Here is a 23112-nt window from a genome sequence, read left to right as displayed (position 1 = left end):
CGCGGCGGCCGGCGTCGCCGCCCTGACTGCGGCCGGACGGGCGGCCGCACGCGATGGCGCCGGCGCCGGCGCCGCTGCGGCAAGCGCTTCATCCAGCGTGAACACGCTGACCGAGGCCGACAAGGTGGCCGCCTCGTCCTGCATGCTTTGCGCGGCGGCCGCCGCCTGCTCGACCAGCGCGGCGTTCTGCTGGGTCATCTCGTCCATCTGCGAAATCGCTTCGTTGACCTGCTCGATGCCCAGGCTCTGCTCCTGGCTGGCCGAGGTGATCTCCGCCATGATGTCGGCCACCTGCTGCACCGACGTGACGATCAGGCCCATGGTCTGGCCGGCCTCGTCGACCACGGCGCTGCCGCCGTCGACCTTTTCCACCGAATCGTCGATCAGCACCTTGATTTCCTTGGCCGCCGTGGCCGAGCGCTGCGCCAGTCCGCGCACCTCCGACGCCACCACCGCGAAGCCGCGCCCCTGTTCACCGGCGCGCGCCGCTTCCACCGCCGCGTTCAGGGCGAGGATATTGGTCTGGAAGGCGATGCCGTCGATGACGCCGATGATGTCGACGATCTTGCTGGAGCTGGCCTTGATCGAGCCCATGGTGTCGACCACCTGGGCCACCAGCTCGCCGCCGCGCGTGGCCACCGACGACGCCGAGATCACCAGCTGGTTGGCCTGGCGGGCGTTGTCGGCGTTCTGCTTGACGGTGGAGGTCAGCTCTTCCATGGTGCTGGCGGTCTGCTCCAGCGAGCTGGCCTGCGATTCGGTGCGGCCCGACAGGTCCATATTGCCGGTGGCGATTTCGCTCGACGCCTGGCTGATGGTGCCGGTGCTGCGCCGCACCTCGTGCACGGTGCGCGCCAGGCTGGCGTTCATGTGCTGCAGCGCGTCCAGCAGCTGGCCGGTTTCGTCGCCGGCGTTGACTTCGATGCGGGTGCTCAGGTCGCCGGCCGCCACCGATTTGGCGATCGCCACCGCTTCCTCCAGCGGGCCGGTGATCGAGGCCGTGATCCACACCGCCAGGCCGCCGGAAACGATCAGCGCCACCACGCCCAGCACCACCATCATGGTGCGCGAGAAGTCGATGTGGCCGGTGGCCACCTTGCCGCCGTCCTCGATGTCGCTCTTCTGCTGCTTGACCATGTCGCCGGTCAGGTCTTCCAGCGAGTCGAGCAGAGGGAAGGTTTCGCTGTTCATCAGCGCGGCCGCCTTGTCGCGCTCGTCCGCCTCGACCAGGTCGGCCACCTTCAGGAAGGAGGTGTTGTAGGCGGTGCGCGCCGCCTGGATCTTGCCCAGCAGCGCCTTTTCTTCCGGGGTGTCGGTCAGCTGGGCCAGCGTGGCCAGGGCGGCGTCGATGGCCTTCTTGTCCTGGTCGATGCGTTCGTAGCTCTTGGCGCGCATGGCCTTGTCGGTGATGACGAACAGGGCCAGCACGCGGCGCGCATCCTCGCGCGCGGCGGCGTCGATGGTGGCGGCGGCCGAGGCGCTGGGCCAGTCGCGCTCGACGATGCCCTTGGTGCTCTGGCTGATGGCGCCGAAGCGGCCGATGGCGGTGACGATCATGATGAGCATCAGCAGCACGACCAGGCCGAAGCCGGCGCCGAGGCGGGTTTTGATTTTGAAGTCGGTCAGGTTCATGGGGCGTGGTCGGGTAAGAGGTCGGGGGTCAGGTGGCGGCGGCGGTGACGTCCATCAGGCCCATCTCGGCGCTGGACATCAGTTTGTCGATATTGACCAGGATGAGCATGCGTTCGTCGATGGTGCCCAGGCCGATCATGTAGTCGGAGCTGAAGGCGGTGCCCATCTCCGGCGCCGGCTTGACCTCCTCGGGCATGAGCGTGGTGACGTCGGACACCGAGTCGACCACCATGCCGACCACCCGGCCGCCGATGTTGAGGATGATGACGACGGTGAACTGGTCGTACACCGGCTCGCCCAGGTTGAACTTGATCCGCATGTCCACCACCGGGATGATGATGCCGCGCAGGTTGATGACGCCCTTGATGAACTCGGGCGCGTTGGCGATGCGGGTGACGGTTTCGTAGCCGCGGATCTCCTGCACCTTGAGGATGTCGATGCCGTATTCCTCGGCGCCGAGGGTGAAGGCGAGGAACTCCCTGCCGGCGATATCCGATGCGTTTTCTTGCATGATTGTGGTCCTTGAAATGTTGATCTGACCGCTGATCGTCTTGGTCGCCGACAGCGCCGCTAACCTTACAATGACGGCCCTAGCGTATCAGAGTCGGGGCCTGATGACGAGCGCGGCCCGGCTGGGAATGGGCGAAAAGAACACGGCTGTTGCTAGCATTTTCGAAGGGGGTTGTCACAGGGGGGGAATCTGATTATGCTAGGCCTAAGACAGCCACGGGCCTAGCCCCAGGAGACGCGCATGACCGATTCCAACGCCGCAGACGACAACTGGCTGATCCAGGAGGACGAGGAAGCGGCGCCAGCTGCCGGCTCGGGTTCCCCGGACCAGCGCCTGTGGCGGGTGCTGATCGTCGACGATGATGTCGATGTCCACGCCGTCACGCGGCTGGCGCTGCGCAACGTCTCCTTCAAGGGCCGCGAGCTGGAGCTGTTTTCCGCCTACAGCGGGCGCGAGGCCTACGACTTCCTGCGCGACACGCCGGACATCGCGCTGGTGCTGCTGGACGTGGTGATGGAAACCGACGACGCCGGCCTGCTGCTGGCGCGCCGCATCCGCGAGGAACTGCACAACGCCATCGTGCGCGTGGTGCTGCGCACCGGCCAGCCGGGCCAGGCGCCCGAGCAGCGCGTCATCATCGAATACGATATCAACGATTACAAGGCCAAGACCGAGCTGACCACGCAGAAGCTGTTCACCACGGTGATCTCGGCGCTGCGCGCGTACGAAAGCCTGAACATGCTCGAACGCAGCCGCATCGGCCTGGGCAAGATCCTGGCCGGCGCCACCAATCTGTACCAGATCCACTCGCTGCGCGAATTCGCTTCCGGCGTGCTGAACCAGGTCAGCGCCATTCTCGATGTCGGCGCCGACGGCGTGCTGTGCCTGATGCAGGGCGATACCGGCGTCACCAGCGTGGTGGCCGCCACCGGCGGCTACGCCCAGCTGAGCGAATCGGAGCTGATGCCGACCGGCCATCCGCTGTGGCCGACCATCGCCAAGGCCTTCGCCGAAAAGAAAAGCCAGTTCGACCATCCGGCCAATGTGCTGTTCATCCACACGCAGGAAAACCGCGAGGTGGCGATTTCGGTCACGCCGCCGTGGCCGCTGGCGCAGATCCAGCGCGACCTGCTCGAAGTGTTTTGCCAGCGCATCGCCGCCGCCTTCGACAACCTGTACATGTTCGGCCAGCTGCGCAAGGCGCAGGAGGCCACCGTGGTGGCGCTGGCCGACCTGGCCGAGTTCCGCGACAGCGGCACCGGCGGCCATGTGCGCCGGGTGCAGATGCTGTCGTCGTCGCTGGCGCAGCGGCTGGCCGCGCGCGGCGTCTACCCCGACGAGCTGACGCCGCAGCTGCTCGACATGATAGGCCTGGCCAGCATCCTGCACGATGTCGGCAAGGTTGCCACGCCGGACCACATCCTGCTCAAGCCGGGCATCCACACGCCGGAAGAGCGGGCCGAGATGCAGACCCACGCGGCGGTCGGCAAATCCATCCTGGAGCGCGCCGCCAACATGGTCGACGGCGTCAGCTACCTGACCTACGGCGCCGAGATCGCCGGCGGCCATCACGAGCACTACGACGGCAACGGCTACCCGAATCAGCTCAAGGGCAAGGAGATTCCGATCTCGGCCCGCATCGTCGCCGTGGTCGACGTGTTCGACTCGCTGCTGCACGAGCGCCCGTACAAAGACCCGTGGCCGCACACCGAGGTGATGACCTACATCACCGACCGCGCCGGCAAGCAGTTCGACCCCGAGGTCGTGGCCGCGCTGCTGGACCTGATCGAGCGCGATCCGACCATCGGCCGTACGCCGGACTAGGCTGCGCGCCCGCGGGCGGCAGCACGCCAGGACCATGCCATGCCTACCCTTCCGTCACCGTCTGACAGCGAGCTGCGCCCGGTGCAGGGGTTGGCACGGACTGCGCTGCTGAAAAAGCTCAGCGGCGACGAAGGCATGTTCGCGCTGGGGGCGTCGGTGGCGCGCGTGGTGCAGCTGGCCGACTCCGACGACCAGGGCACGCAGAGCCTGGCCTACTATGTGCTGTCGGACGTGGCGCTGACGCAGAAGGTGCTGCGGCTGGCCAACACGCCGACCTACCGCGCCGCCGGCGGCACCGCCGTCACCACCATCTCGCGCGCGATTTCCCTGCTCGGCTTCGACAACGTCAAGACCACGGCGATGGCCATGCTGCTGGTCGATACGCTGGCCAACAGCAAGCACGCGCACAGCGTGCGGGTGGAGCTGGAGGCGGCGCTGTGCGCCAGCCTGGTGGGGCGCGAGATGGCCCGCTTCAGCGTCTACCAGGGCGCCGAGGAGGCGGCCATCGGCGCGCTGTTCAAGAACATCGGCGCGCTGGTGGTGGCGTCGCACGAGCATGGACTGTTCCGCGAAATCGCGCTGCTGACGGCGGCCGGCAAGCTGACGCAGGCGCAGGCGGCCCTGCAGGTGCTGGGCTGCAGCTACGACAGCCTGTCGGCCGCCATCCTCAACGAGTGGAAGATCCCGGACGTGATCGTGCGCTCGCTGGCGCCGCTGCCGCCGGGCGTGCTGAAGCCGGCCACGGCGCGCCAGGAGTGGATGCGCCAGGTGGTGTCGTTCAGCATGGAGACGGCGCGCCTGCTGGCGCGCCGCCAGGGCCCCGACAGCACGGAGGGCAGGGCGCTGGCGCAGCGCTATGGCGCCGCCCTCAATCTCGATCATGAGCGCCTGACGCAGCTGTTCACCACCGTCGCGCGCGACATGGACGGCTTGCTGGAGAGCCTGCAGATGGGCGGCCACGCCGATCCCGACGAGGGCGGCCCCGGCCTGCCCAGCGTGCTGGCGCAGGCGGCGATGAGCGCGGCCGAGCCGGCGCAGGGCGGCCATCCGAGCGGCAAGCCGTACAACGCGCGCGACCAGTTGCTGGCGGGCGTGCAGGAGGTGACGCAGATGCGCGCCGGCGGCCACGGCAAGGTCAACGACATCATCCAGGCGGTGCTGGAGACGCTGTATCGCGGCATGGGTTTCCGCTTTGCCACCGTGTGTCTGAAGGATGTGCGCAGCGGCCAGTACCGGGCGCGGGTGGCGTTCGGCGAGCGGCATGTGGAGCGCCAGGCGGGCTTCGTCTTTCCCACCGCCAGCGGCGACGATCTGTTCCATCTGGCGATGCAGAACAACGCCGACCTGATGATCGCCGACGCCAGCACGCCCAAGATACGGGCGCTGCTGCCGGAGTGGCACCGCCAGCTGCTGCCCGACGCGCGCAGCTTCATCGTGCTGCCGCTGGTGGTCAACTCGATCCAGCTGGGACTGTTCTACGCGGACCGCGCGCTGCCGGCGCCGGAGGGCGTGCCGCCCGACGAGACGTCGCTGATCCGCGCCCTCAAGGCGCAGGTGCTGGTGGCGCTGACCCCCGGCCCTTGATCAGTCATTCCCGCGCACGCGGGAATCCATACGCCGCGTCCGAATTCATTCAGCATGGGTCCCCGCTTACGCGAGGACGACATCCATGCTTTCGCTGCGCACCATCGCCTCGAACTGTGCCACCGGCATCGGCCGCGCGAACAGATAGCCCTGCGCCTCGTCGCACTGCTTGGCGCGCAGGAAGCTGCGCTGGGCCTGGGTCTCCACGCCCTCGGCCACCACGCCCAGGCCCAGCGAGTGGGCCAGCGCGATGGTGGCGGCGACGATCACGGCGTCGTTCGGATCGCTCTCGATATCCTTGACGAAGCCGCGGTCGATCTTGATGCGGTCGATCTCGAACAGCTTCAGGTAGCTCAGCGAGGAATAGCCGGTGCCGAAATCGTCGATCGCCACCTTGATGCCGCGCGAGCGCAGTTCCACCAGCAGCGCGCGGCTGCGTTCCGGATCCTGCATCGCCGCCGATTCGGTGATCTCCAGCTCCAGCAGGGCCGGGTCGATGCCGTGGGTGTCGAGCAGGCGGTCCAGGTGCGGCAGCAGGCCGGCGCCGTGGCACTGGCGCGCCGACAGGTTGACCGCCAGCCGCAGGTGCTCCAGCCCCGGCGTGCGCCACGAGGCCAGCAGGTGGCTGGCGCGCTGCAGCACCCAGTCGCCCAGCGGCAGGATCAGGCCCGATTCCTCGGCGATCGGAATGAAGCGGTCCGGCCCCACCATGCCCAGCTCCGGATGGTGCCAGCGCAGCAGCGCTTCGGCGCCGATGATGCGGCCGGACGCCAGTTCGATCTGCGGTTGCAGGTAGAGCTCGAATTCGTTTTGCTCCAGCGCCTGCCACAGCCGGTTTTCCAGCAGCAGGCGTTCGTGGGTGGCGGTGTTCATCTCGGCCGAGAAGAACTGGAAGTTGCCGCGTCCCTGGCTCTTGGCCGCGTACATCGCGGTGTCGGCGTGGCGCAGCAGGGTGCTGCCGTCTTCGCCGTCGGACGGGAACATGGCGACGCCGACGCTGGCGCCGCTGTGCACGGTCTTGCCTTGCAGATGGTAGGGCGAACTCAGCGAATCGACGATGCGCACGGCGATGTTGGATGCCTCGTCCGGCGTGACGCTGCCGGAGGTGACGACGATGAATTCGTCGCCGCCCAGGCGGGCGATGGTGTCGACTTCGCGCAGCAGTTCCTGCAGGCGCTGGGCGACGGCGACCAGCAGCAGGTCGCCGGTCTGGTGGCCGTGGGTGTCGTTGATTTTCTTGAAGTGGTCGAGGTCGATGAACAGCACGGCCGCCGCGCCGCCGCTGCGGCGGGTCTGGGCCAGCAGTTGATCGAGCCGCAGGTTCAGCGACAGGCGGTTGTCGAGGCCGGTCAGCGTGTCGTGGTGGGCCAGGCGGTGGATGCGCTCCTGCGCCAGCTGCTGCTCGGTGAGGTCGTGCAGGATGGCGACGAACAGGTGCTCGTCCGGCAGCTCCACTTCGCTGACCGACATCGCCAGCGGGAATTCGTTGCCGTCGCTGCGCCAGCCGGTCAGCTCGTATTCGTGGGTGACGCCGCAGGCGATCATGCGCAGCAGGCCGGCCGCATCGAGGCCGTCGGCGTCGCCGACGCCGACCGGGATCAGGCGGTCCAGCGGCAGCGCCGTCATGTTTTCCGGCGCGTAGCCGAACAGGCGGCCGGCGGCGGCGTTGGCCGACATCAGCAGGCCGTTGCCGTCGATGGTGAGGATGGCGTCGGCGGCCTTGTTGAGGATGGCCTGCAGGCGCGCCTCGCGTTCGCGCAGGCGCGCGGTGCTGTCCTTGACCTGGGCCTGGATGCGCGCGCGCTCGCCGCTGATCAGCATCATCAGCGTGCCCAGCAGACCGGTCAGCAGCAGGCCGCAGGTCAGCACGGTCCAGCTCTGCCAGCCGCGCTGCTGTTGCAGGTAGGCCGGCGTGGGCGCCAGCGTCAGTTCGTAGATGCGGCCGCCGAAGTGCAGCTGGCGCTGGAAGTCGCCCTGTTCGGCGGCGCGTTGCAGGCTGTCGCGCACGACGTGGCGCGGGCCATCGTCGTCCATGTCTTCGAAGCGTATCAGGAAGTGGCCGAACTCGGAGCGCCGCAGCGCCTGGTCGAGGTAGGCGTCGAACTGCATCGAGATCAGCAGCGAGCCGATGGCCTGGTGGCGGCTGTTATTGGGATAAACCGTTTGCAGCAATAGCAGGCCGGCGCTGGACTGCGAGGGGATCAGCAGCAGCGGCGCGGTGGCGGTGGGCTGGCCGGACTGGATGGCGCGCTCCAGCGCGGCGCGGCGCTGCGGGTCGGACAGCAAGTCCAGGCCCTGGTAGGCGCGGCTGGCTTCGGGTTCGATGAAGGTGGAGACGAAGTAGCGTTCGCGCTGCACGGCGGTGTGCAAGGTGCCGTCGGCGCTGCGCTGGCGGATTTCGAAGCCGGGCGCGACGTGGTCGCGGGCCCAGGCTTCGAAGGCGGTGCGCTCGCTGCCGGCCACCGGCGTCAGCCACGCCATCGACAGCAGCTCGGGGCGCTGGTCCAGGTAGCCGTGCGCGAGGTTGCCGAAATCCTCGGGGCTGAGCGTGCGGCGCGGATCGTTGAGCGCCTTGGCCATCGCATAGATGAAGCGTTCGTGTTCGCTGAACTGCGCTTGCAACAGATCGCCGGTCTGCTGGGCCTTGAGGCGGAAGGCTTGCAGCTGCTGGTTGTTTTCCCAGCGGTCGGCTTGCAGGTAGATGGCGATGAAGGCCGCGGCCGACAGCAGCAGCGGCAGGCCGACCAGCAGCCGGCGGCGCGACCACAGCGCGCGCGGGCGGCCGATGACGATCCAGGTCAGCGGCGCCGCCAGCAGGATGCCGATGGTGTCGCCCATCCACCAGGCCAGCCAGTCGAGGAAGATGGTGTCCCATTGCAGGATGCCGAGCAGGCCCATGCCGGTCAGCGAGACGGTGCTGCTGATGACGGTGACGCCGGTGGCCAGCAGGATGAAACGCACCACGTCGCGGCCGGAGCCGATGGCGGGATCGATATAGCGGCGGAACAGGGTGCTGCCGGCCCAGGCTTGCAGCGCGGCGCCCAGCGCCGGGGCGGTGGCGCCGGCCAGCGCGGTGGCGCTGATGCCGTCGGGACTGAGGAAGGGATAGACCAGGTTGACCGCCAGCGAGCCGAGCGCCACGGCGGGGAGCAGGCCGCGCCCGCCGATCACGCAGCAGGCCAGCGCCAGGCCGGCCGGCAGGAAGATCGGCGAGGCGTAGCCCGGCGGCAGCGCCAGCAGCAGGCCGAGACGGCCGGTGACGAAGTAACAGGCCAACAGGCCCACATTGGCCAGCACCAGGCTGCGCAAACTACCGCTACGGTTGTTCAACTGCGGGGCTCCAGATCTCACTATCGTCAGCCGATTGTATAGGAATTTGTGCAACGTAAAAACAACACTTGCACTTTTGCAGTTGGTGCAGTTAAAATCTCGCCCCGAAGCAGACAGTTCATCCGGATGACGCGAAATAACGTTGAGAAGGGTTGACAGGTCAAAGTAGTTGCTTCATACTCTGCGGTTCCTCGCGGAGGGGTGGCCGAGTGGTTAAAGGCGACAGACTGTAAATCTGTTCTTTCGAGTACGCTGGTTCGAATCCAGCCCCCTCCACCAAGTTTTTGCAAAAAGACTGGGTATGCAAGAAGTTACGCAAGTAGATGAAGTAAGAATTGAACAATCCTCGCGGGTGTAGCTCAATGGTAGAGCAGAAGCCTTCCAAGCTTACGACGAGGGTTCGATTCCCTTCACCCGCTCCAGTGTTGTTGCAATGCAGTAGTACCCCATAAGCCCTTTTAGCTCAGTGGTAGAGCACTCCCTTGGTAAGGGAGAGGCCACGTGTTCAATCCACGTAAAGGGCACCAGAATTCGCAGTATCCCGCAGTACCGCAGCATATAAATACATACGCAGCACTATCAAAGACAGTCGGGCGCACGCCCGGGCAATCACACCAAATCGTTAGGAGTCTAAAATGGCAAAAGAGAAATTCGAGCGGACCAAGCCGCACGTTAACGTCGGCACCATCGGCCACGTTGACCACGGCAAGACCACCCTGACCGCTGCGATCGCAACTGTTCTGTCGAAGAAATTCGGCGGCGAAGCTAAAGCATACGACCAGATCGATGCTGCTCCAGAAGAAAAAGCACGCGGCATTACCATCAACACCGCTCACGTCGAATACGAAACCTCCGGCCGTCACTACGCTCACGTTGACTGCCCAGGCCACGCCGACTACATCAAAAACATGATTACCGGTGCAGCGCAGATGGACGGCGCGATCCTGGTTTGCTCCGCAGCCGACGGCCCAATGCCACAGACCCGCGAGCACATCCTGCTGGCCCGCCAAGTTGGTGTTCCATACATCATCGTGTTCCTGAACAAGTGCGACCTGGTCGACGACGCAGAACTGCTGGAACTGGTTGAAATGGAAGTGCGCGAGTTGTTGTCGAAGTACGACTTCCCAGGCGACGACCTGCCTATCGTTAAAGGTTCGGCACGTATGGCGCTGGACGGCGACACCGGCCCAATGGGCGAGCAAGCCATCATGGCTCTGGCCGAAGCACTGGACACCTACATCCCTACGCCAGAGCGCGCAGTGGACGGCGCCTTCCTGATGCCAGTTGAAGACGTGTTCTCGATCTCGGGTCGCGGTACCGTTGTGACCGGTCGTATCGAGCGCGGCATCATCAAAGTCGGCGAAGAGATCGAAATCGTTGGTATCACCGACACCGTCAAAACCACTTGCACCGGCGTGGAAATGTTCCGCAAGCTGCTGGACCAGGGTCAAGCTGGCGACAACGTTGGTCTGCTGCTGCGCGGCACCAAGCGTGAAGACGTACAGCGTGGTCAGGTTCTGGCGAAGCCAGGCTCGATCAAGCCGCACAACCACTTCACCGGCGAGATCTATGTTCTGTCGAAAGACGAAGGCGGTCGTCACACTCCGTTCTTCAACAACTATCGTCCACAGTTCTACTTCCGTACGACTGACGTGACCGGTTCGATCGAACTGCCAGCGGACAAAGAAATGGTTATGCCAGGCGATAACGTGTCGATCACCGTCAAGCTGATCAACCCGATCGCGATGGAAGAAGGTCTGCGCTTCGCAATCCGCGAAGGTGGCCGTACCGTTGGTGCAGGTGTTGTAGCGAAGATCATCGCTTAAGGAATACTGGTCTTACCACCAGGGGCGTCTCTGGTGGTATAATCGATATCCTTTGTAGTTTTACGTAGGGACGTAGCTCAATTGGCAGAGCGTCGGTCTCCAAAACCGAAGGTTGGGGGTTCGATGCCCTCCGTCCCTGCCACCGTTTTCAGGTGCAGGGCACCGAAAGTAAATATAAATGTCAAATCAATCCGTGCAGACCGTCAGCACGTCGAATGACAAGATTAAGGTTGCTCTGGCAATAGCCGTTGCAATCGCAGGTGTGGTCGGGTTTTATTACCTGTCAGACAAACCAGCTCTCGTACGCGCAGGCGCACTTGTAGCTGGTTTGGCTTTTGCCGTTCTGCTCTTGTGGACCTCGACGACTGGCCGTGAATTCCTGAATTTCGCCAAAGAAGCCGTACGCGAAACGAAAAAGGTCGTCTGGCCTACTCGTCGCGAAGCTACCCAGATCACGGGCATCGTGTTTGCCTTCGTGCTGGTGATGGCGCTGTTCCTGTGGGGCACGGATAAGACACTTGAGTTCCTGTTGTACGACGTCATTCTGGGTATACGAAAATAATGAGCGAAAATGTGCAAGACGACGTGCCGGGCGAAGTTCCGGCACAAGATGCTGGCGCAGCGCCTATCAGCGTCCCAGTCAGCAACAAGCGCTGGTACGTTGTGCATGCGTATTCCGGCATGGAAAAAAGCGTACAGCGTGCTTTGACGGAACGCGTCGAGCGCGCCGGCATGCAAGACCAGTTCGGCCAGATCCTGGTGCCGACCGAAGAAGTAGTCGAAGTCAAGAACGGTCAAAAGTCCGTCACCGAGCGTCGTTTCTTCCCAGGTTATGTCCTGGTTGAGATGGAAATGACCGACGAAACGTGGCACCTGGTGAAAAACACCAATAAAGTGACCGGCTTCATCGGCGGCAAATCGAACAAGCCGACCCCGATTCCAGCGCGCGAGATCGACAAGATCATGCAGCAGATGCAAGAGGGTGTCGAGAAGCCGCGGCCGAAAGTGCTGTACGAAGTGGGCGAGCAAGTCCGCATCAAGGATGGCCCGTTCACCGATTTCAACGGCAATGTCGAAGAAGTCAATTACGAGAAATCCAAAGTACGCGTCTCGGTCACGATCTTCGGCCGCGCTACTCCGGTGGAACTTGAGTTCGGCCAGGTCGAAAAAGTATAAGCAGCACCGTTCGCCAGAACGGGCGACGGTGTAAAAACCTGACAAATCTGGCAAAGAGGAGCCCCGCCCTGCAACTGCGCATGGTGGGGCGCTACTACTCATATCCAAGATAGGAGCCATCATGGCAAAGAAAATCATTGGTTTTATCAAGCTGCAAGTGCCAGCTGGTAAAGCAAACCCATCCCCACCGATCGGTCCAGCTCTGGGTCAACGCGGTCTGAACATCATGGAATTCTGCAAAGCGTTCAACGCGCAGACCCAAGGTATGGAACCAGGCATGCCGATTCCAGTCGTGATCACCGCGTTCGCTGACAAGTCCTTCACCTTCGTGATGAAGACGCCTCCAGCAACCTTCCTGATCAAGAAGCACTCGGGCGTTGTCAAAGGTTCGCCGAAGCCACATACCGACAAAGTCGGTAAGCTGACCCGCGCTCAAGCTGAAGAAATCGCTAAATTGAAAACCCCTGATCTGACCGCTGCCGACCTGGATGCTGCTGTACGCACCATCGCTGGTTCCGCACGTTCGATGGGCATCACGGTGGAAGGTCTGTAATCATGGCAAAACTGTCCAAACGCGCAAAAGTTATCAAATCCAAAGTTGATAGCACCAAGTCCTACGCATTCGACAACGCAGTCGCTCTGATCAAAGAACTGGCTACCGCCAAGTTCAATGAATCGATCGACGTGTCGGTACAACTGGGCGTAGACCCTAAGAAGTCGGACCAGGTCGTTCGCGGTTCCGTCGTGCTGCCAGCTGGCACCGGCAAAACCGTTCGCGTTGCTGTGTTCGCTTCGGGCGACAAAGCTGAAGCCGCTAAAGCTGCTGGTGCTGACGTTGTTGGTATGGAAGACCTGGCCGAGCGCGTCAAAGCCGGCGACATGCCTTTCGATATCGTCATCGCTTCGCCAGACACCATGCGTATCGTTGGTACCCTGGGTCAGATCCTGGGCCCACGTGGCCTGATGCCTAACCCGAAAGTCGGCACCGTAACCCCTGACGTCGCTACCGCCGTGAAAAACGCGAAAGCCGGTCAAGTTCAGTACCGTACCGACAAAGCCGGTATCATCCACGCGACCATCGGCCGCAAATCGTTCGCTGACGCAGATCTGAAGAGCAACCTGGTTGCCCTGATCGACGCACTGAACAAAGCTAAGCCAGCCACCAGCAAGGGTGTCTACCTGCGCAAGGTATCGCTGTCGTCGACCATGGGCGCTGGCGTCCGTGTTGACCAGGCTACCCTGGCTGCTTAAGTACCAGTTTAAGTCCTTGTATCGCCTTAGCGCGGTATGGGGCAGTTCTTTGGGCTGGCCGTTTCTTCGGGAACGGCCAGGCAATCAAAGACCGTTGGGCCGGGTGCATCAGGCAGGCACTCAGTTAATTGAATTTTTCACCCAACGCAGATGGTGTACCCGATCAAGTTTCGTAGTCCATTGGACTCCTAAACCTCGGACGCCGTTGTTCGAACCGATGGCAGGCAGTTTGCCCGTCATCATTTAAGGAGGTTGACCGTGGGTCTCAATCTGAATGACAAAAAGGCCGTAGTCGCCGAAGTTTCCGCAAAAGTAGCAACTGCGCAAACTATCGTCGTGGCCGAATATCGTGGCATCCAGGTTGCTCACTTGACGCAACTTCGTGCTAAAGCGCGCGCTCAAGGCGTGTACCTGCGAGTGTTGAAAAACACCCTCGCACGTCGCTCCGTCGAAGGCACGCAGTTCGCCGGCCTGGCAGACAGCATGACCGGTCCGTTGATCTACTCGATCTCGGACGATGCCGTTGCAGCAGCTAAAGTCATCGCTGACTTCGCTAAAACCAACGACAAACTGGTCATCACCGCAGGTAACTACGCAGGCAAGCAGCTGGATAAAGCAGCTGTTGCAGCGTTGGCGAGCATTCCTTCCCGTGAAGTTCTCATTTCGCAGCTGTTGGGCGTTATGCTGGCTCCGGTGTCGGGCTTTGCACGTGGTCTGGCTGCTCTGGCAGCGAAAAAATCCGAAGGTGCTCCAGCTGTTGCCGAAGTGGCCGCAGAAGAAGCGCCAGCCGCAGCGTAATTGCCGCGACCGGTTTTTTTCTCAAGTACCAATCTGATGTATTAACGAATCAAAAAATTATTGGAGTTTCAAATGGCAATTAGCAAAGACGACATCCTGAACGCAGTTAGCGAAATGTCCGTAATGGACCTGAACGAACTGGTCAAAGCTTTCGAAGAAAAATTCGGCGTTTCGGCCGCTGCAATGGCTGCTCCAGCAGCTGGCGGCGCAGCTGTTGCTGCTGCTGAAGAGCAGACCGAATTCAACGTTGTTCTGACCGAAGTCGGCGCGAACAAAGTTGGCGTCATTAAAGCAGTTCGCGAAATCACCGGTCTGGGCCTGAAAGAAGCCAAAGACGTGGTTGATGGCGCTCCTAAGACCGTTAAAGAAGCCCTGTCGAAAGCTGACGCTGAAGCCGCTAAGAAAAAGCTGGAAGAAGCTGGCGCCAAGGCCGATCTGAAGTAATCAAGTTGTACGGCGGCTAGTTAGTTAGCGCCTCGAGCCAAAGCTGCGGATTTCCTCTCGAAAGGGAGGAAATCCGGCTTTGGCTCCTTTGTCGTCCTCGTCGTATTTGTAGCGTTTTGTCCGACGCCGCAGTTTTATCGAATCAGCTGGAAATGGTAGAAGTTTCAGGTTTCGTCTGTGTGACATGCAGCCGATCTTGTTGCTGAAGTGGCTAAAAATGCACTGGCAAAACCTGAATTTTTTATCCTTTCTGTCACTCACGGAGTGTCCATGCACTACTCATTTACTGAGAAGAAACGCATTCGCAAATCATTCGCGAAGCGCGCCAACGTTCACCACGTTCCGTTCCTGCTGGCTACCCAGCTCGAGTCCTACCATAGTTTCTTGCAAGAAGACGTAGCACCGTCGACACGCAAGAACGACGGCCTGCAGTCGGCCTTTACCTCGATTTTCCCTATCGTTTCGCACAATGGCTTTGCGCGTCTCGAATTCCTGTCGTACGTTCTGGGCGATCCTGCCTTTGACGTCAAGGAATGCCAACTGCGTGGCCTGACCTTCGCGTCGCCGCTGCGCGCCAAGGTCCGTCTGGTGATCCTGGACAAGGAATCGCCGACCAAGCCGGTCGTCAAAGAGATGAAGGAACAGGAAGTCTACATGGGCGAACTGCCCCTGATGACCACCACCGGTTCGTTCGTCATCAATGGTACCGAGCGCGTTATCGTTTCGCAGCTGCATCGCTCGCCTGGCGTGTTCTTCGAGCACGACCGCGGCAAGACCCACTCCTCGGGCAAACTGCTGTTCTCCGCGCGTATCATTCCTTACCGCGGTTCGTGGCTGGACTTCGAGTTCGACCCGAAAGACATCCTGTTCTTCCGCGTCGACCGCCGCCGCAAGATGCCAGTGACGATACTGCTGAAAGCAATCGGCATGTCGCACGAGCAGATCCTGGCGAACTTCTTCGTGTTCGACAATTTCAACCTGCGCTCCGAAGGCGCGGAAATGGAATTCGTCGCCGAACGCCTGCGTGGCGAAGTCGCGCGTTTCGACATCGTCAACAAGGAAGGCAAGACGCTGGTCCTGAAGGACAAGCGTATCAACGCCAAGCATGTGCGCGATATCGAATCGAACGGCATCAAGCACATCTCGGTACCGGAAGACTACCTGCTGGGCCGCGTGCTGGCCAAGAACATCGTCGATCCTGAGACCGGCGAAGTTGTCGCGTCCGCCAACGATGAACTGACCGAAGACGTGTTGGGCCGCCTGCGCGAAGCCAACATCTCCGAAATCCAGACCTTGTACACCAACGATCTGGACCAGGGCGCCTACATTTCGCAAACCCTGCGCATCGACGACACCGCCGACCAGATGGCCGCCCGTGTCGCGATCTACCGCATGATGCGTCCTGGCGAACCGCCAACGGAAGACTCCGTCGAAGCGCTGTTCAACGGCCTGTTCTACAGCGCCGACCGTTACGACCTGTCGGCCGTGGGCCGCATGAAGTTCAACCGCCGCATCGGCCGCGATGAACTGACCGGCGCCATGACGCTGTCGAACGAAGACGTGCTGGCCGTGATCAAGATCCTGGTGGAACTGCGCAATGGCCGCGGCGAAGTCGACGATATCGATCACCTGGGTAACCGTCGCGTACGTTGCGTCGGCGAACTGGCCGAGAACCAGTTCCGCGCCGGCCTGGTGCGCGTTGAACGCGCGGTCAAGGAACGCCTCGGCCAAGCCGAAGCGGACAACCTGATGCCGCACGACCTGATCAACTCGAAGCCGATCTCGGCCGCAATCCGCGAGTTCTTCGGTTCGTCCCAGCTGTCGCAGTTTATGGACCAGACCAACCCGCTGTCGGAAATCACGCACAAACGCCGTGTTTCCGCCCTGGGCCCTGGCGGTCTGACCCGCGAACGCGCAGGCTTTGAAGTACGCGACGTGCACCCGACCCACTACGGCCGCGTGTGCCCGATCGAAACGCCTGAAGGCCCGAACATCGGCCTGATCAACTCGCTGGCGCTGTACGCCCGCCTGAACGAATACGGCTTCCTGGAAACCCCATACCGCAAGGTCGAAGGCTCCAAGATCACCGACCAGATCGACTACCTGTCCGCCATTGAAGAAGGCCGCTACATCATCGCTCAGGCGAATGCGACCATCAACGACGCAGGCATGCTGAGCGATGAGCTGGTATCGGCCCGTGAAGCCGGCGAAACCATCCTGGTATCCCCAGAGCGCATCCAGTACATGGACGTGGCGCCGGGCCAGATCGTTTCCGTCGCAGCGTCGCTGATTCCGTTCCTCGAACACGATGATGCGAACCGCGCATTGATGGGTGCCAACATGCAGCGTCAGGCAGTACCTTGCCTGCGCCCAGAAAAAGCACTGGTCGGTACCGGCATCGAACGCACCGTGGCAGTCGACTCGGGTACTACTGTGCAGGCGCTGCGCGGCGGTATCGTCGACTACATCGATGCGGGCCGTGTCGTGATTCGCGTGAACGATGACGAAGCAACCGCCGGCGAAGTCGGTGTCGACATCTACAACCTGATCAAGTACACCCGTTCGAACCAGAACACCAACATCAACCAGCGTCCTATCGTCAAGGTAGGCGACCGTGTGGCCAAGCGCGACGTGATCGCCGACGGCGCATCGACCGACCTGGGTGAACTGGCTCTGGGCCAGAACATGACCGTGGCCTTCATGCCATGGAATGGTCTGAACTTCGAAGATTCGATCCTGATCTCGGAAAACGTGGTTAAAGACGACCGCTACACTTCGATTCACATCGAAGAGCTGTCCGTCGTTGCACGCGATACCAAGCTGGGCGCGGAAGAAATCACCCGCGACATCTCGAACCTGGCTGAGAACCAGCTGGCTCGTCTGGATGAGTCCGGTATCGTCTACATCGGCGCGGAAGTGCAAGCAGGCGACACCCTGGTCGGTAAAGTGACGCCTAAAGGCGAAACCCAGCTGACTCCGGAAGAGAAGCTGCTGCGCGCGATCTTCGGCGAAAAAGCATCGGACGTCAAAGACACCTCGCTGCGCGTGCCATCGGGCATGATCGGCACCGTGATCGACGTCCAGGTCTTCACCCGTGAAGGCATCGTTCGCGACAAGCGCGCGCAACAGATCATCGACGATGAACTGAAGCGTTTCCGCCTGGACCTGAACGACCAGATGCGTATCGTTGAAGGCGATGCCTTCCAGCGTCTGGAAAAAATGCTGATCGGCCAAGTCGTCAACGGCGGTCCGAAGAAGCTGGCCAAAGGCGCCAAGATCACCAAGGAATACCTGGCGGATCTGGACAAGTACCACTGGTTCGACATCCGTCCATCGGAAGACGCATCGGCTACCGCGCTGGAAGCGATCAAGGAATCGATCAACGAGAAGCGCCACCAGTTCGACCTGGCCTTCGAAGAGAAGCGCAAGAAGCTGACCCAGGGCGATGAACTGCAACCTGGCGTGCAGAAGATGGTCAAGGTTTACCTGGCCGTTAAACGCCGCCTGCAGTCGGGCGACAAGATGGCGGGTCGCCACGGTAACAAGGGTGTGGTTTCCCGTATCGTGCCGGTGGAAGACATGCCATACATGGCCGACGGTACGCCGGCCGACGTGGTGCTGAACCCGCTGGGTGTTCCTTCCCGTATGAACGTGGGTCAGATTCTTGAGACCCACCTGGGTTGGGCAGCGAAGGGCCTGGGTATCCGTATCGGCGAAATGCTGGCCGTGCACACCAAAGCCGAAGAGATGCGCAAGTATCTGACCGTGATCTACAACGAAAACGGCCGTCCGGAAGATCTGGACCAGTTCGACGACGAAGAGATCATGAAGCTGGCGAACAACCTGAAGAAGGGTGTTCCGTTCGCTACTCCGGTGTTCGACGGCGCGCACGAATCGGAAATCCGCCGCATGCTGGACTTGGCTTACCCGGACGACATCGCTCACAAGCTGGGCATGACGCCGTCGAAGAATCAGGTCACGATGTACGACGGCCGCACCGGCGAAGCGTTCGAGCGCAAGGTCACCGTTGGCGTGATGCACATGCTGAAACTGCACCACTTGGTCGACGACAAGATGCACGCGCGTTCGACCGGTCCATACTCGCTCGTTACGCAGCAGCCACTGGGCGGTAAAGCCCAGTTCGGTGGCCAGCGCTTCGGTGAGATGGAGGTGTGGGCACTGGAAGCATACGGCGCATCGTATGTGCTGCAAGAGATGTTGACCGTTAAGTCGGATGACGTGAACGGCCGTACCAAAGTGTACGAAAACCTGGTCAAAGGCGACCACGTGATCGACGCCGGTATGCCTGAATCGTTCAACGTGCTGGTGAAAGAGATCCGTTCCCTGGGTATCGATATCGACCTGGAACGCAACTAAGGCTTCGGCTTTATCTTCACAAGCACGGGCCCCGCCGGTCGTTGCCGGCGGGGCAGTTTAAAGAATTCATCACTACCTGGAGTGATACATGAAAGCACTGCTCGATTTATTCAAGCAAGTACAGACGAACGAGACTTTTGACGCGATCAAGATCGGTCTCGCTTCGCCTGAAAAAATCCGTTCGTGGTCCTACGGCGAAGTTAAAAAGCCGGAAACCATCAACTATCGTACCTTCAAGCCTGAGCGCGACGGTCTGTTCTGCGCCAAGATCTTTGGCCCGATCAAGGACTACGAATGCCTGTGCGGTAAGTACAAGCGTCTGAAACACCGCGGCGTGATCTGCGAAAAGTGCGGCGTCGAAGTGACGCTGGCCAAGGTGCGCCGCGAGCGCATGGGCCACATCGAGCTGGCTTCGCCTACCGCCCACATCTGGTTCCTGAAGTCGCTGCCATCCCGTCTGGGCATGGTGCTGGACATGACCCTGCGGGACATCGAACGCGTGCTGTATTTCGAAGCATACGTGGTGACCGATCCAGGCATGACCCCGCTGAAAAAATGCCAGATCATGTCGGAAGACGACTACGCCGCCAAGTACGAAGAGTACGGCGACGACTTCACCGCCTTCATGGGCGCTGAAGGTATCCGCGAACTGCTGCGCTCGATCGACATCCACCGCGATGCCGAAACCCTGCGCGTGGAACTGAAGGAATCGAAGTCCGAAGCCAAGATCAAGAAATACGCCAAGCGCCTGAAAGTGCTGGAAGCGTTCCAGCGTTCGGGCATCAAGCCTGAGTGGATGATCATGGAAGTGCTGCCGGTGCTGCCGCCGGAACTGCGTCCGCTGGTACCGCTGGACGGTGGCCGTTTCGCGACCTCGGATCTGAACGATCTGTATCGCCGCGTCATCAACCGTAACAACCGTCTGAAACGCCTGATGGAGCTGCGCGCTCCAGAGATCATCACGCGCAACGAAAAGCGCATGCTGCAAGAAGCAGTCGATTCGCTGCTGGACAACGGCCGTCGCGGCAAAGCGATGACCGGCGCCAACAAGCGTCCGCTGAAATCGCTGGCTGAAATGATCAAGGGTAAGGGCGGCCGCTTCCGTCAGAACTTGCTGGGTAAGCGCGTCGACTACTCGGGCCGTTCGGTCATCGTGGTGGGTCCGCAGCTGAAACTGCACCAGTGCGGTCTGCCGAAGCTGATGGCTCTGGAACTGTTCAAGCCGTTCATCTTCAACAAGCTGGAACTGATGGGCCTGGCTACCACGATCAAGGCCGCCAAGAAGCTGGTCGAGATCCAGGAGCCGGTCGTCTGGGACATCCTGGAAGACGTGATCCGCGAACATCCGATCATGCTGAACCGTGCGCCTACGCTGCACCGTCTGGGTATCCAGGCTTTCGAGCCGGTCCTGATTGAAGGCAAGGCGATCCAACTGCACCCACTCGTCTGCGCGGCATTCAACGCCGACTTCGACGGTGACCAGATGGCAGTTCACGTTCCGCTGTCGATCGAAGCACAGATGGAAGCCCGCACACTGATGCTGGCTTCGAACAACATCCTGTTCCCGTCGAACGGCGAACCATCGATCGTTCCTTCGCAGGATATCGTGCTGGGTCTGTACTACGCGACCCGCGAAGCGATCAATGCGAAAAACGAAGGCATGCTGTTCCCTGACGTGTCGGAAGTCATCCGTGCCTACGACAACAAGGAAGTGGAACTGACCACCCGTATCACCGTACGTATCGTTGAGAATCCAAAAGATCCAGCGACGGGCGAATTCGTTCGCACCGTGACCCGTTACGAGACCACGGTCGGCCGCGCCATCCTGTCGGAAATCCTGCCGAAAGGCCTGCCATTCTCCGTGCTGAACCGCGCGCTGAAGAAGAAAGAGATTTCCAAGCTGATCAACACGTCCTTCCGTAAGTGCGGCCTGCGCGCGACGGTGGTGTTTGCTGACCAACTGATGCAGTCGGGCTTCCGCCTGGCGACCCGCGCCGGTATTTCGATCTGCGTGGACGACATGCTGGTACCGCCTCAAAAAGTCACCCTGATTTCGGCTGCAGAATCCGAAGTCAAACAGATCGAGCAGCAGTACGCTTCGGGTCTGGTGACGGCCGGCGAGCGTTACAACAAGGTAGTCGACATCTGGGGCAAGACCTCCGATGAAGTCGGCAAGGCCATGATGGACCAACTGAAAGTGGAAGACGTCATCAAGCGTGACGGCACCAAGTCCACCCAGGAATCCTTCAACGCGATTTACATGATGGCCGACTCGGGCGCCCGCGGTTCCGCAGCGCAGATTCGCCAGCTGGCAGGTATGCGTGGTCTGATGGCGAAACCGGATGGTTCGATTATCGAAACGCCGATTACCGCGAACTTCCGCGAAGGCCTGAACGTTTTGCAGTACTTCATCTCGACCCACGGCGCTCGTAAAGGTCTGGCGGATACGGCACTGAAAACCGCGAACTCGGGTTACCTGACCCGTCGTCTGGTCGACGTGACCCAGGATTTGGTCGTCATCGAAGATGATTGCGGCACCTCGAACGGCACGCTGATGAAGGCGATGGTCGAAGGCGGTGAAGTGATCGAAGCCCTGCGCGACCGTATCCTCGGCCGTGTGGTGGTCAACGACGTCGTCAATCCGGAAACCCAGGCTACGCTGTACGAAGCCGGTACTCTGATGGACGAAGACATGGTGGAAGAGATCGAGCGTCTGTCGATCGATGAAGTCAAGGTCCGTACGCCGCTGACTTGCGACACGCGCTTCGGCCTGTGCGCCAAGTGCTACGGTCGCGATCTGGGCCGCGGCATGCTGGTCAACGCCGGCGAAGCCGTCGGTGTGGTCGCTGCGCAGTCGATCGGTGAACCAGGTACCCAGCTGACCATGCGTACCTTCCACATCGGTGGTGCGGCGTCGCGTGCGGCAGTGGCATCGTCGGTGGAAGCGAAGTCGAACGGTACCATCCGCTTCACCTCGACCATGCGTTACGTTACCAACGGCAAGGGCGCGCAAATCGTCATTTCCCGTTCGGGCGAAGTGCTGATTACCGACGACCACGGCCGTGAGCGCGAGCGTCACAAAGTGCCGTATGGCGCGACCCTGATCGTCAAAGACGGCATGGTGATCAAGGCCGGTACGGCCCTGGCAACCTGGGATCCGCTGACCCGTCCGATCATTACCGAGTACGCCGGTACGGTGCGTTTCGAGAACGTCGAAGAAGGCGTGACCGTTGCCCGTCAGGTGGACGAAGTGACCGGTCTGTCGACCCTGGTGGTAATCGATGCCAAGCGTCGCGGTTCGCTGACCAAAACCCTGCGTCCACAGGTCAAACTGTTGAACGAAGATGGTCACGAAGTGAAGATCGCCGGTACCGAACACGCTGTAGCGATCGGCTTCCAGGTCGGCGCGCTGATCATGGTGAAAGATGGCCAGGCAGTGTCCGTCGGTGAAGTGCTGGCACGTATCCCGACCGAATCGCAGAAGACTCGCGATATTACCGGTGGTCTGCCGCGCGTTGCCGAGCTGTTCGAAGCTCGTTCGCCGAAAGATGCGGGTATGCTGGCGGAAGTGACCGGTACTGTTGCATTCGGTAAAGAAACCAAAGGTAAGCAGCGTCTGGAAATCACGGACATGGACGGCAACAAGCACGAGTTCTTGATCACCAAGGACAAGCAAGTGCTGGTACACGACGGCCAGGTAGTGAACAAGGGCGAGATGATCGTGGACGGTCCTGCCGATCCGCAAGACATTCTGCGTCTGCTGGGTATCGAAGCGCTGGCGCGTTACATCGTTGACGAAGTGCAAGACGTGTACCGTCTGCAGGGCGTGAAGATTAACGACAAGCACATCGAAGTGATCGTGCGTCAGATGCTGCGTCGCGTACAGATCGTCAATGCCGGCGACACCAACTACATCGTTGGCGAGCAGGTTGAGCGTTCGGAACTGCTGGACGAGAACGATCGCGTAACCGCAGAGAATAAGATCCCTGCGACTTATGAAAACGTTCTGCTGGGTATTACCAAGGCATCGCTGTCGACCGATTCGTTTATCTCGGCCGCATCGTTCCAGGAAACTACCCGCGTTCTGACCGAAGCCGCGATTATGGGCAAACGCGATGGTCTGCGTGGTCTGAAAGAAAACGTCATCGTTGGTCGTCTGATTCCAGGCGGTACCGGTCTGGCATTCCACCGCGCTCGCAAAGAGAAAGAGCAGTGGGAAGTGGAAGAGCGTCAAGCTCTGCTGCTGGCCGAGAAAGCCTCGATGTCCAGCGGCGATGTGGAAGTGACCGAAACGGTTACTCCACACGACGGCGAAGCGTAATTCAGCTTTTAGTCCCGCAAAATAAAAACGGCACCTTC

General features: G+C 61.2%; 14 protein-coding genes and 4 tRNA genes. 15 read left to right on the top strand and 3 right to left on the bottom strand.

Features of this window, described 5'->3' with window-relative positions; all coding sequences use genetic code 11:
- Positions 1–1632, bottom strand: a 1632-nt coding sequence (locus GEV02_RS28470; RefSeq protein ID WP_152841235.1) for a methyl-accepting chemotaxis protein, incomplete at its 3' end; no start/stop codon positions are given.
- A 28-nt stretch (positions 1633–1660) separates the two neighbouring features.
- On the bottom strand, positions 1661–2143 hold the full coding sequence (locus tag GEV02_RS28465) for a chemotaxis protein CheW (protein WP_152841234.1): 483 nt from the start codon (positions 2141–2143) through the stop codon (positions 1661–1663).
- A 240-nt stretch (positions 2144–2383) separates the two neighbouring features.
- Here GEV02_RS28465 and GEV02_RS28460 point away from each other — a divergent pair, with 240 nt between their 5' ends.
- Positions 2384–3967, top strand: coding sequence for a DUF3369 domain-containing protein (locus GEV02_RS28460; protein ID WP_152841233.1), 1584 nt, complete (start codon positions 2384–2386; stop codon positions 3965–3967).
- A 39-nt stretch (positions 3968–4006) separates the two neighbouring features.
- Positions 4007–5551 (top strand): HDOD domain-containing protein, encoded by a 1545-nt coding sequence (locus GEV02_RS28455; protein ID WP_152841232.1) that lies wholly within the window; start codon positions 4007–4009, stop codon positions 5549–5551.
- Between the two features lie 66 nt (positions 5552–5617).
- Here GEV02_RS28455 and GEV02_RS28450 read toward each other — a convergent pair whose 3' ends face one another.
- Positions 5618–8881, bottom strand: a complete 3264-nt coding sequence (locus tag GEV02_RS28450; RefSeq protein WP_152841231.1) for an EAL domain-containing protein — start codon at positions 8879–8881, stop codon at positions 5618–5620.
- A gap of 195 nt (positions 8882–9076) precedes the next feature.
- Between GEV02_RS28450 and GEV02_RS28445 the strand changes: the two genes are divergently transcribed.
- The 13 genes from GEV02_RS28445 (at position 9077) to rpoC (ending at position 23074) form a co-directional block, all read left to right on the top strand.
- Positions 9077–9160, top strand: a tRNA-Tyr gene (locus GEV02_RS28445).
- 69 nt (positions 9161–9229) lie between these two features.
- A tRNA-Gly gene (locus GEV02_RS28440) sits at positions 9230–9303 on the top strand.
- Between the two features lie 30 nt (positions 9304–9333).
- Positions 9334–9408 (top strand) — tRNA-Thr (locus GEV02_RS28435).
- 108 nt (positions 9409–9516) lie between these two features.
- Positions 9517–10707 (top strand): elongation factor Tu, encoded by a 1191-nt coding sequence (tuf, locus tag GEV02_RS28430; protein ID WP_008444105.1) that lies wholly within the window; start codon positions 9517–9519, stop codon positions 10705–10707.
- Positions 10708–10773: 66 nt separating this feature from the next.
- A tRNA-Trp gene (locus GEV02_RS28425) sits at positions 10774–10849 on the top strand.
- Between the two features lie 36 nt (positions 10850–10885).
- Positions 10886–11269, top strand: coding sequence for a preprotein translocase subunit SecE (secE, locus tag GEV02_RS28420; protein WP_008444107.1), 384 nt, complete (start codon positions 10886–10888; stop codon positions 11267–11269).
- Entirely contained in the window at positions 11269–11883 is a 615-nt protein-coding gene (gene nusG, locus GEV02_RS28415; protein ID WP_008444109.1) for a transcription termination/antitermination protein NusG, read from the top strand. The genes secE and nusG overlap by 1 nt, the downstream gene beginning before the upstream one ends.
- 121 nt (positions 11884–12004) lie before the next feature.
- Positions 12005–12436 carry a 50S ribosomal protein L11 gene (gene rplK / locus GEV02_RS28410; protein ID WP_008444110.1) on the top strand — a complete coding sequence of 144 codons (432 nt, stop codon included), beginning with the start codon at positions 12005–12007 and terminating at the stop codon, positions 12434–12436.
- Between the two features lie 2 nt (positions 12437–12438).
- Positions 12439–13134 (top strand): 50S ribosomal protein L1, encoded by a 696-nt coding sequence (gene rplA, locus GEV02_RS28405; protein WP_152841230.1) that lies wholly within the window; start codon positions 12439–12441, stop codon positions 13132–13134.
- A 258-nt stretch (positions 13135–13392) separates the two neighbouring features.
- Entirely contained in the window at positions 13393–13932 is a 540-nt protein-coding gene (rplJ, locus tag GEV02_RS28400; RefSeq protein WP_070359471.1) for a 50S ribosomal protein L10, read from the top strand.
- Positions 13933–14004: 72 nt separating this feature from the next.
- Positions 14005–14376 carry a 50S ribosomal protein L7/L12 gene (rplL, locus tag GEV02_RS28395; RefSeq protein ID WP_008444126.1) on the top strand — a complete coding sequence of 124 codons (372 nt, stop codon included), beginning with the start codon at positions 14005–14007 and terminating at the stop codon, positions 14374–14376.
- Positions 14377–14646: 270 nt separating this feature from the next.
- Entirely contained in the window at positions 14647–18753 is a 4107-nt protein-coding gene (rpoB, locus tag GEV02_RS28390; protein ID WP_152807843.1) for a DNA-directed RNA polymerase subunit beta, read from the top strand.
- 88 nt (positions 18754–18841) lie between these two features.
- Positions 18842–23074, top strand: a complete 4233-nt coding sequence (gene rpoC / locus GEV02_RS28385; RefSeq protein ID WP_152841229.1) for a DNA-directed RNA polymerase subunit beta' — start codon at positions 18842–18844, stop codon at positions 23072–23074.
- The last annotated feature ends 38 nt before the right edge of the window (positions 23075–23112 follow it).

It is taken from the genome of Rugamonas aquatica, from assembly GCF_009380215.1.
GTDB lineage: Bacteria > Pseudomonadota > Gammaproteobacteria > Burkholderiales > Burkholderiaceae_D > Rugamonas > Rugamonas aquatica_B.
Note: the sequence above shows the minus strand (reverse complement) of the source record. Positions and strands in the feature narration are given on the sequence as shown.

What these genes read in the sequence shown, in the direction of transcription:
- rplL (WP_008444126.1), top strand. Translation starts at nt 14,005, where the DNA reads ATGGCAATTAGCAAAGACGACATCCTGAACGCAGTTAGCGAAATGTCC.
- rplK (WP_008444110.1), top strand. Translation starts at nt 12,005, where the DNA reads ATGGCAAAGAAAATCATTGGTTTTATCAAGCTGCAAGTGCCAGCTGGT.
- GEV02_RS28465 (WP_152841234.1), bottom strand. Translation starts at nt 2,143, where the DNA reads ATGCAAGAAAACGCATCGGATATCGCCGGCAGGGAGTTCCTCGCCTTC.
- rpoB (WP_152807843.1), top strand. Translation starts at nt 14,647, where the DNA reads ATGCACTACTCATTTACTGAGAAGAAACGCATTCGCAAATCATTCGCG.
- tuf (WP_008444105.1), top strand. Translation starts at nt 9,517, where the DNA reads ATGGCAAAAGAGAAATTCGAGCGGACCAAGCCGCACGTTAACGTCGGC.
- secE (WP_008444107.1), top strand. Translation starts at nt 10,886, where the DNA reads ATGTCAAATCAATCCGTGCAGACCGTCAGCACGTCGAATGACAAGATT.
- nusG (WP_008444109.1), top strand. Translation starts at nt 11,269, where the DNA reads ATGAGCGAAAATGTGCAAGACGACGTGCCGGGCGAAGTTCCGGCACAA.
- GEV02_RS28455 (WP_152841232.1), top strand. Translation starts at nt 4,007, where the DNA reads ATGCCTACCCTTCCGTCACCGTCTGACAGCGAGCTGCGCCCGGTGCAG.
- rplA (WP_152841230.1), top strand. Translation starts at nt 12,439, where the DNA reads ATGGCAAAACTGTCCAAACGCGCAAAAGTTATCAAATCCAAAGTTGAT.
- rpoC (WP_152841229.1), top strand. Translation starts at nt 18,842, where the DNA reads ATGAAAGCACTGCTCGATTTATTCAAGCAAGTACAGACGAACGAGACT.
- GEV02_RS28460 (WP_152841233.1), top strand. Translation starts at nt 2,384, where the DNA reads ATGACCGATTCCAACGCCGCAGACGACAACTGGCTGATCCAGGAGGAC.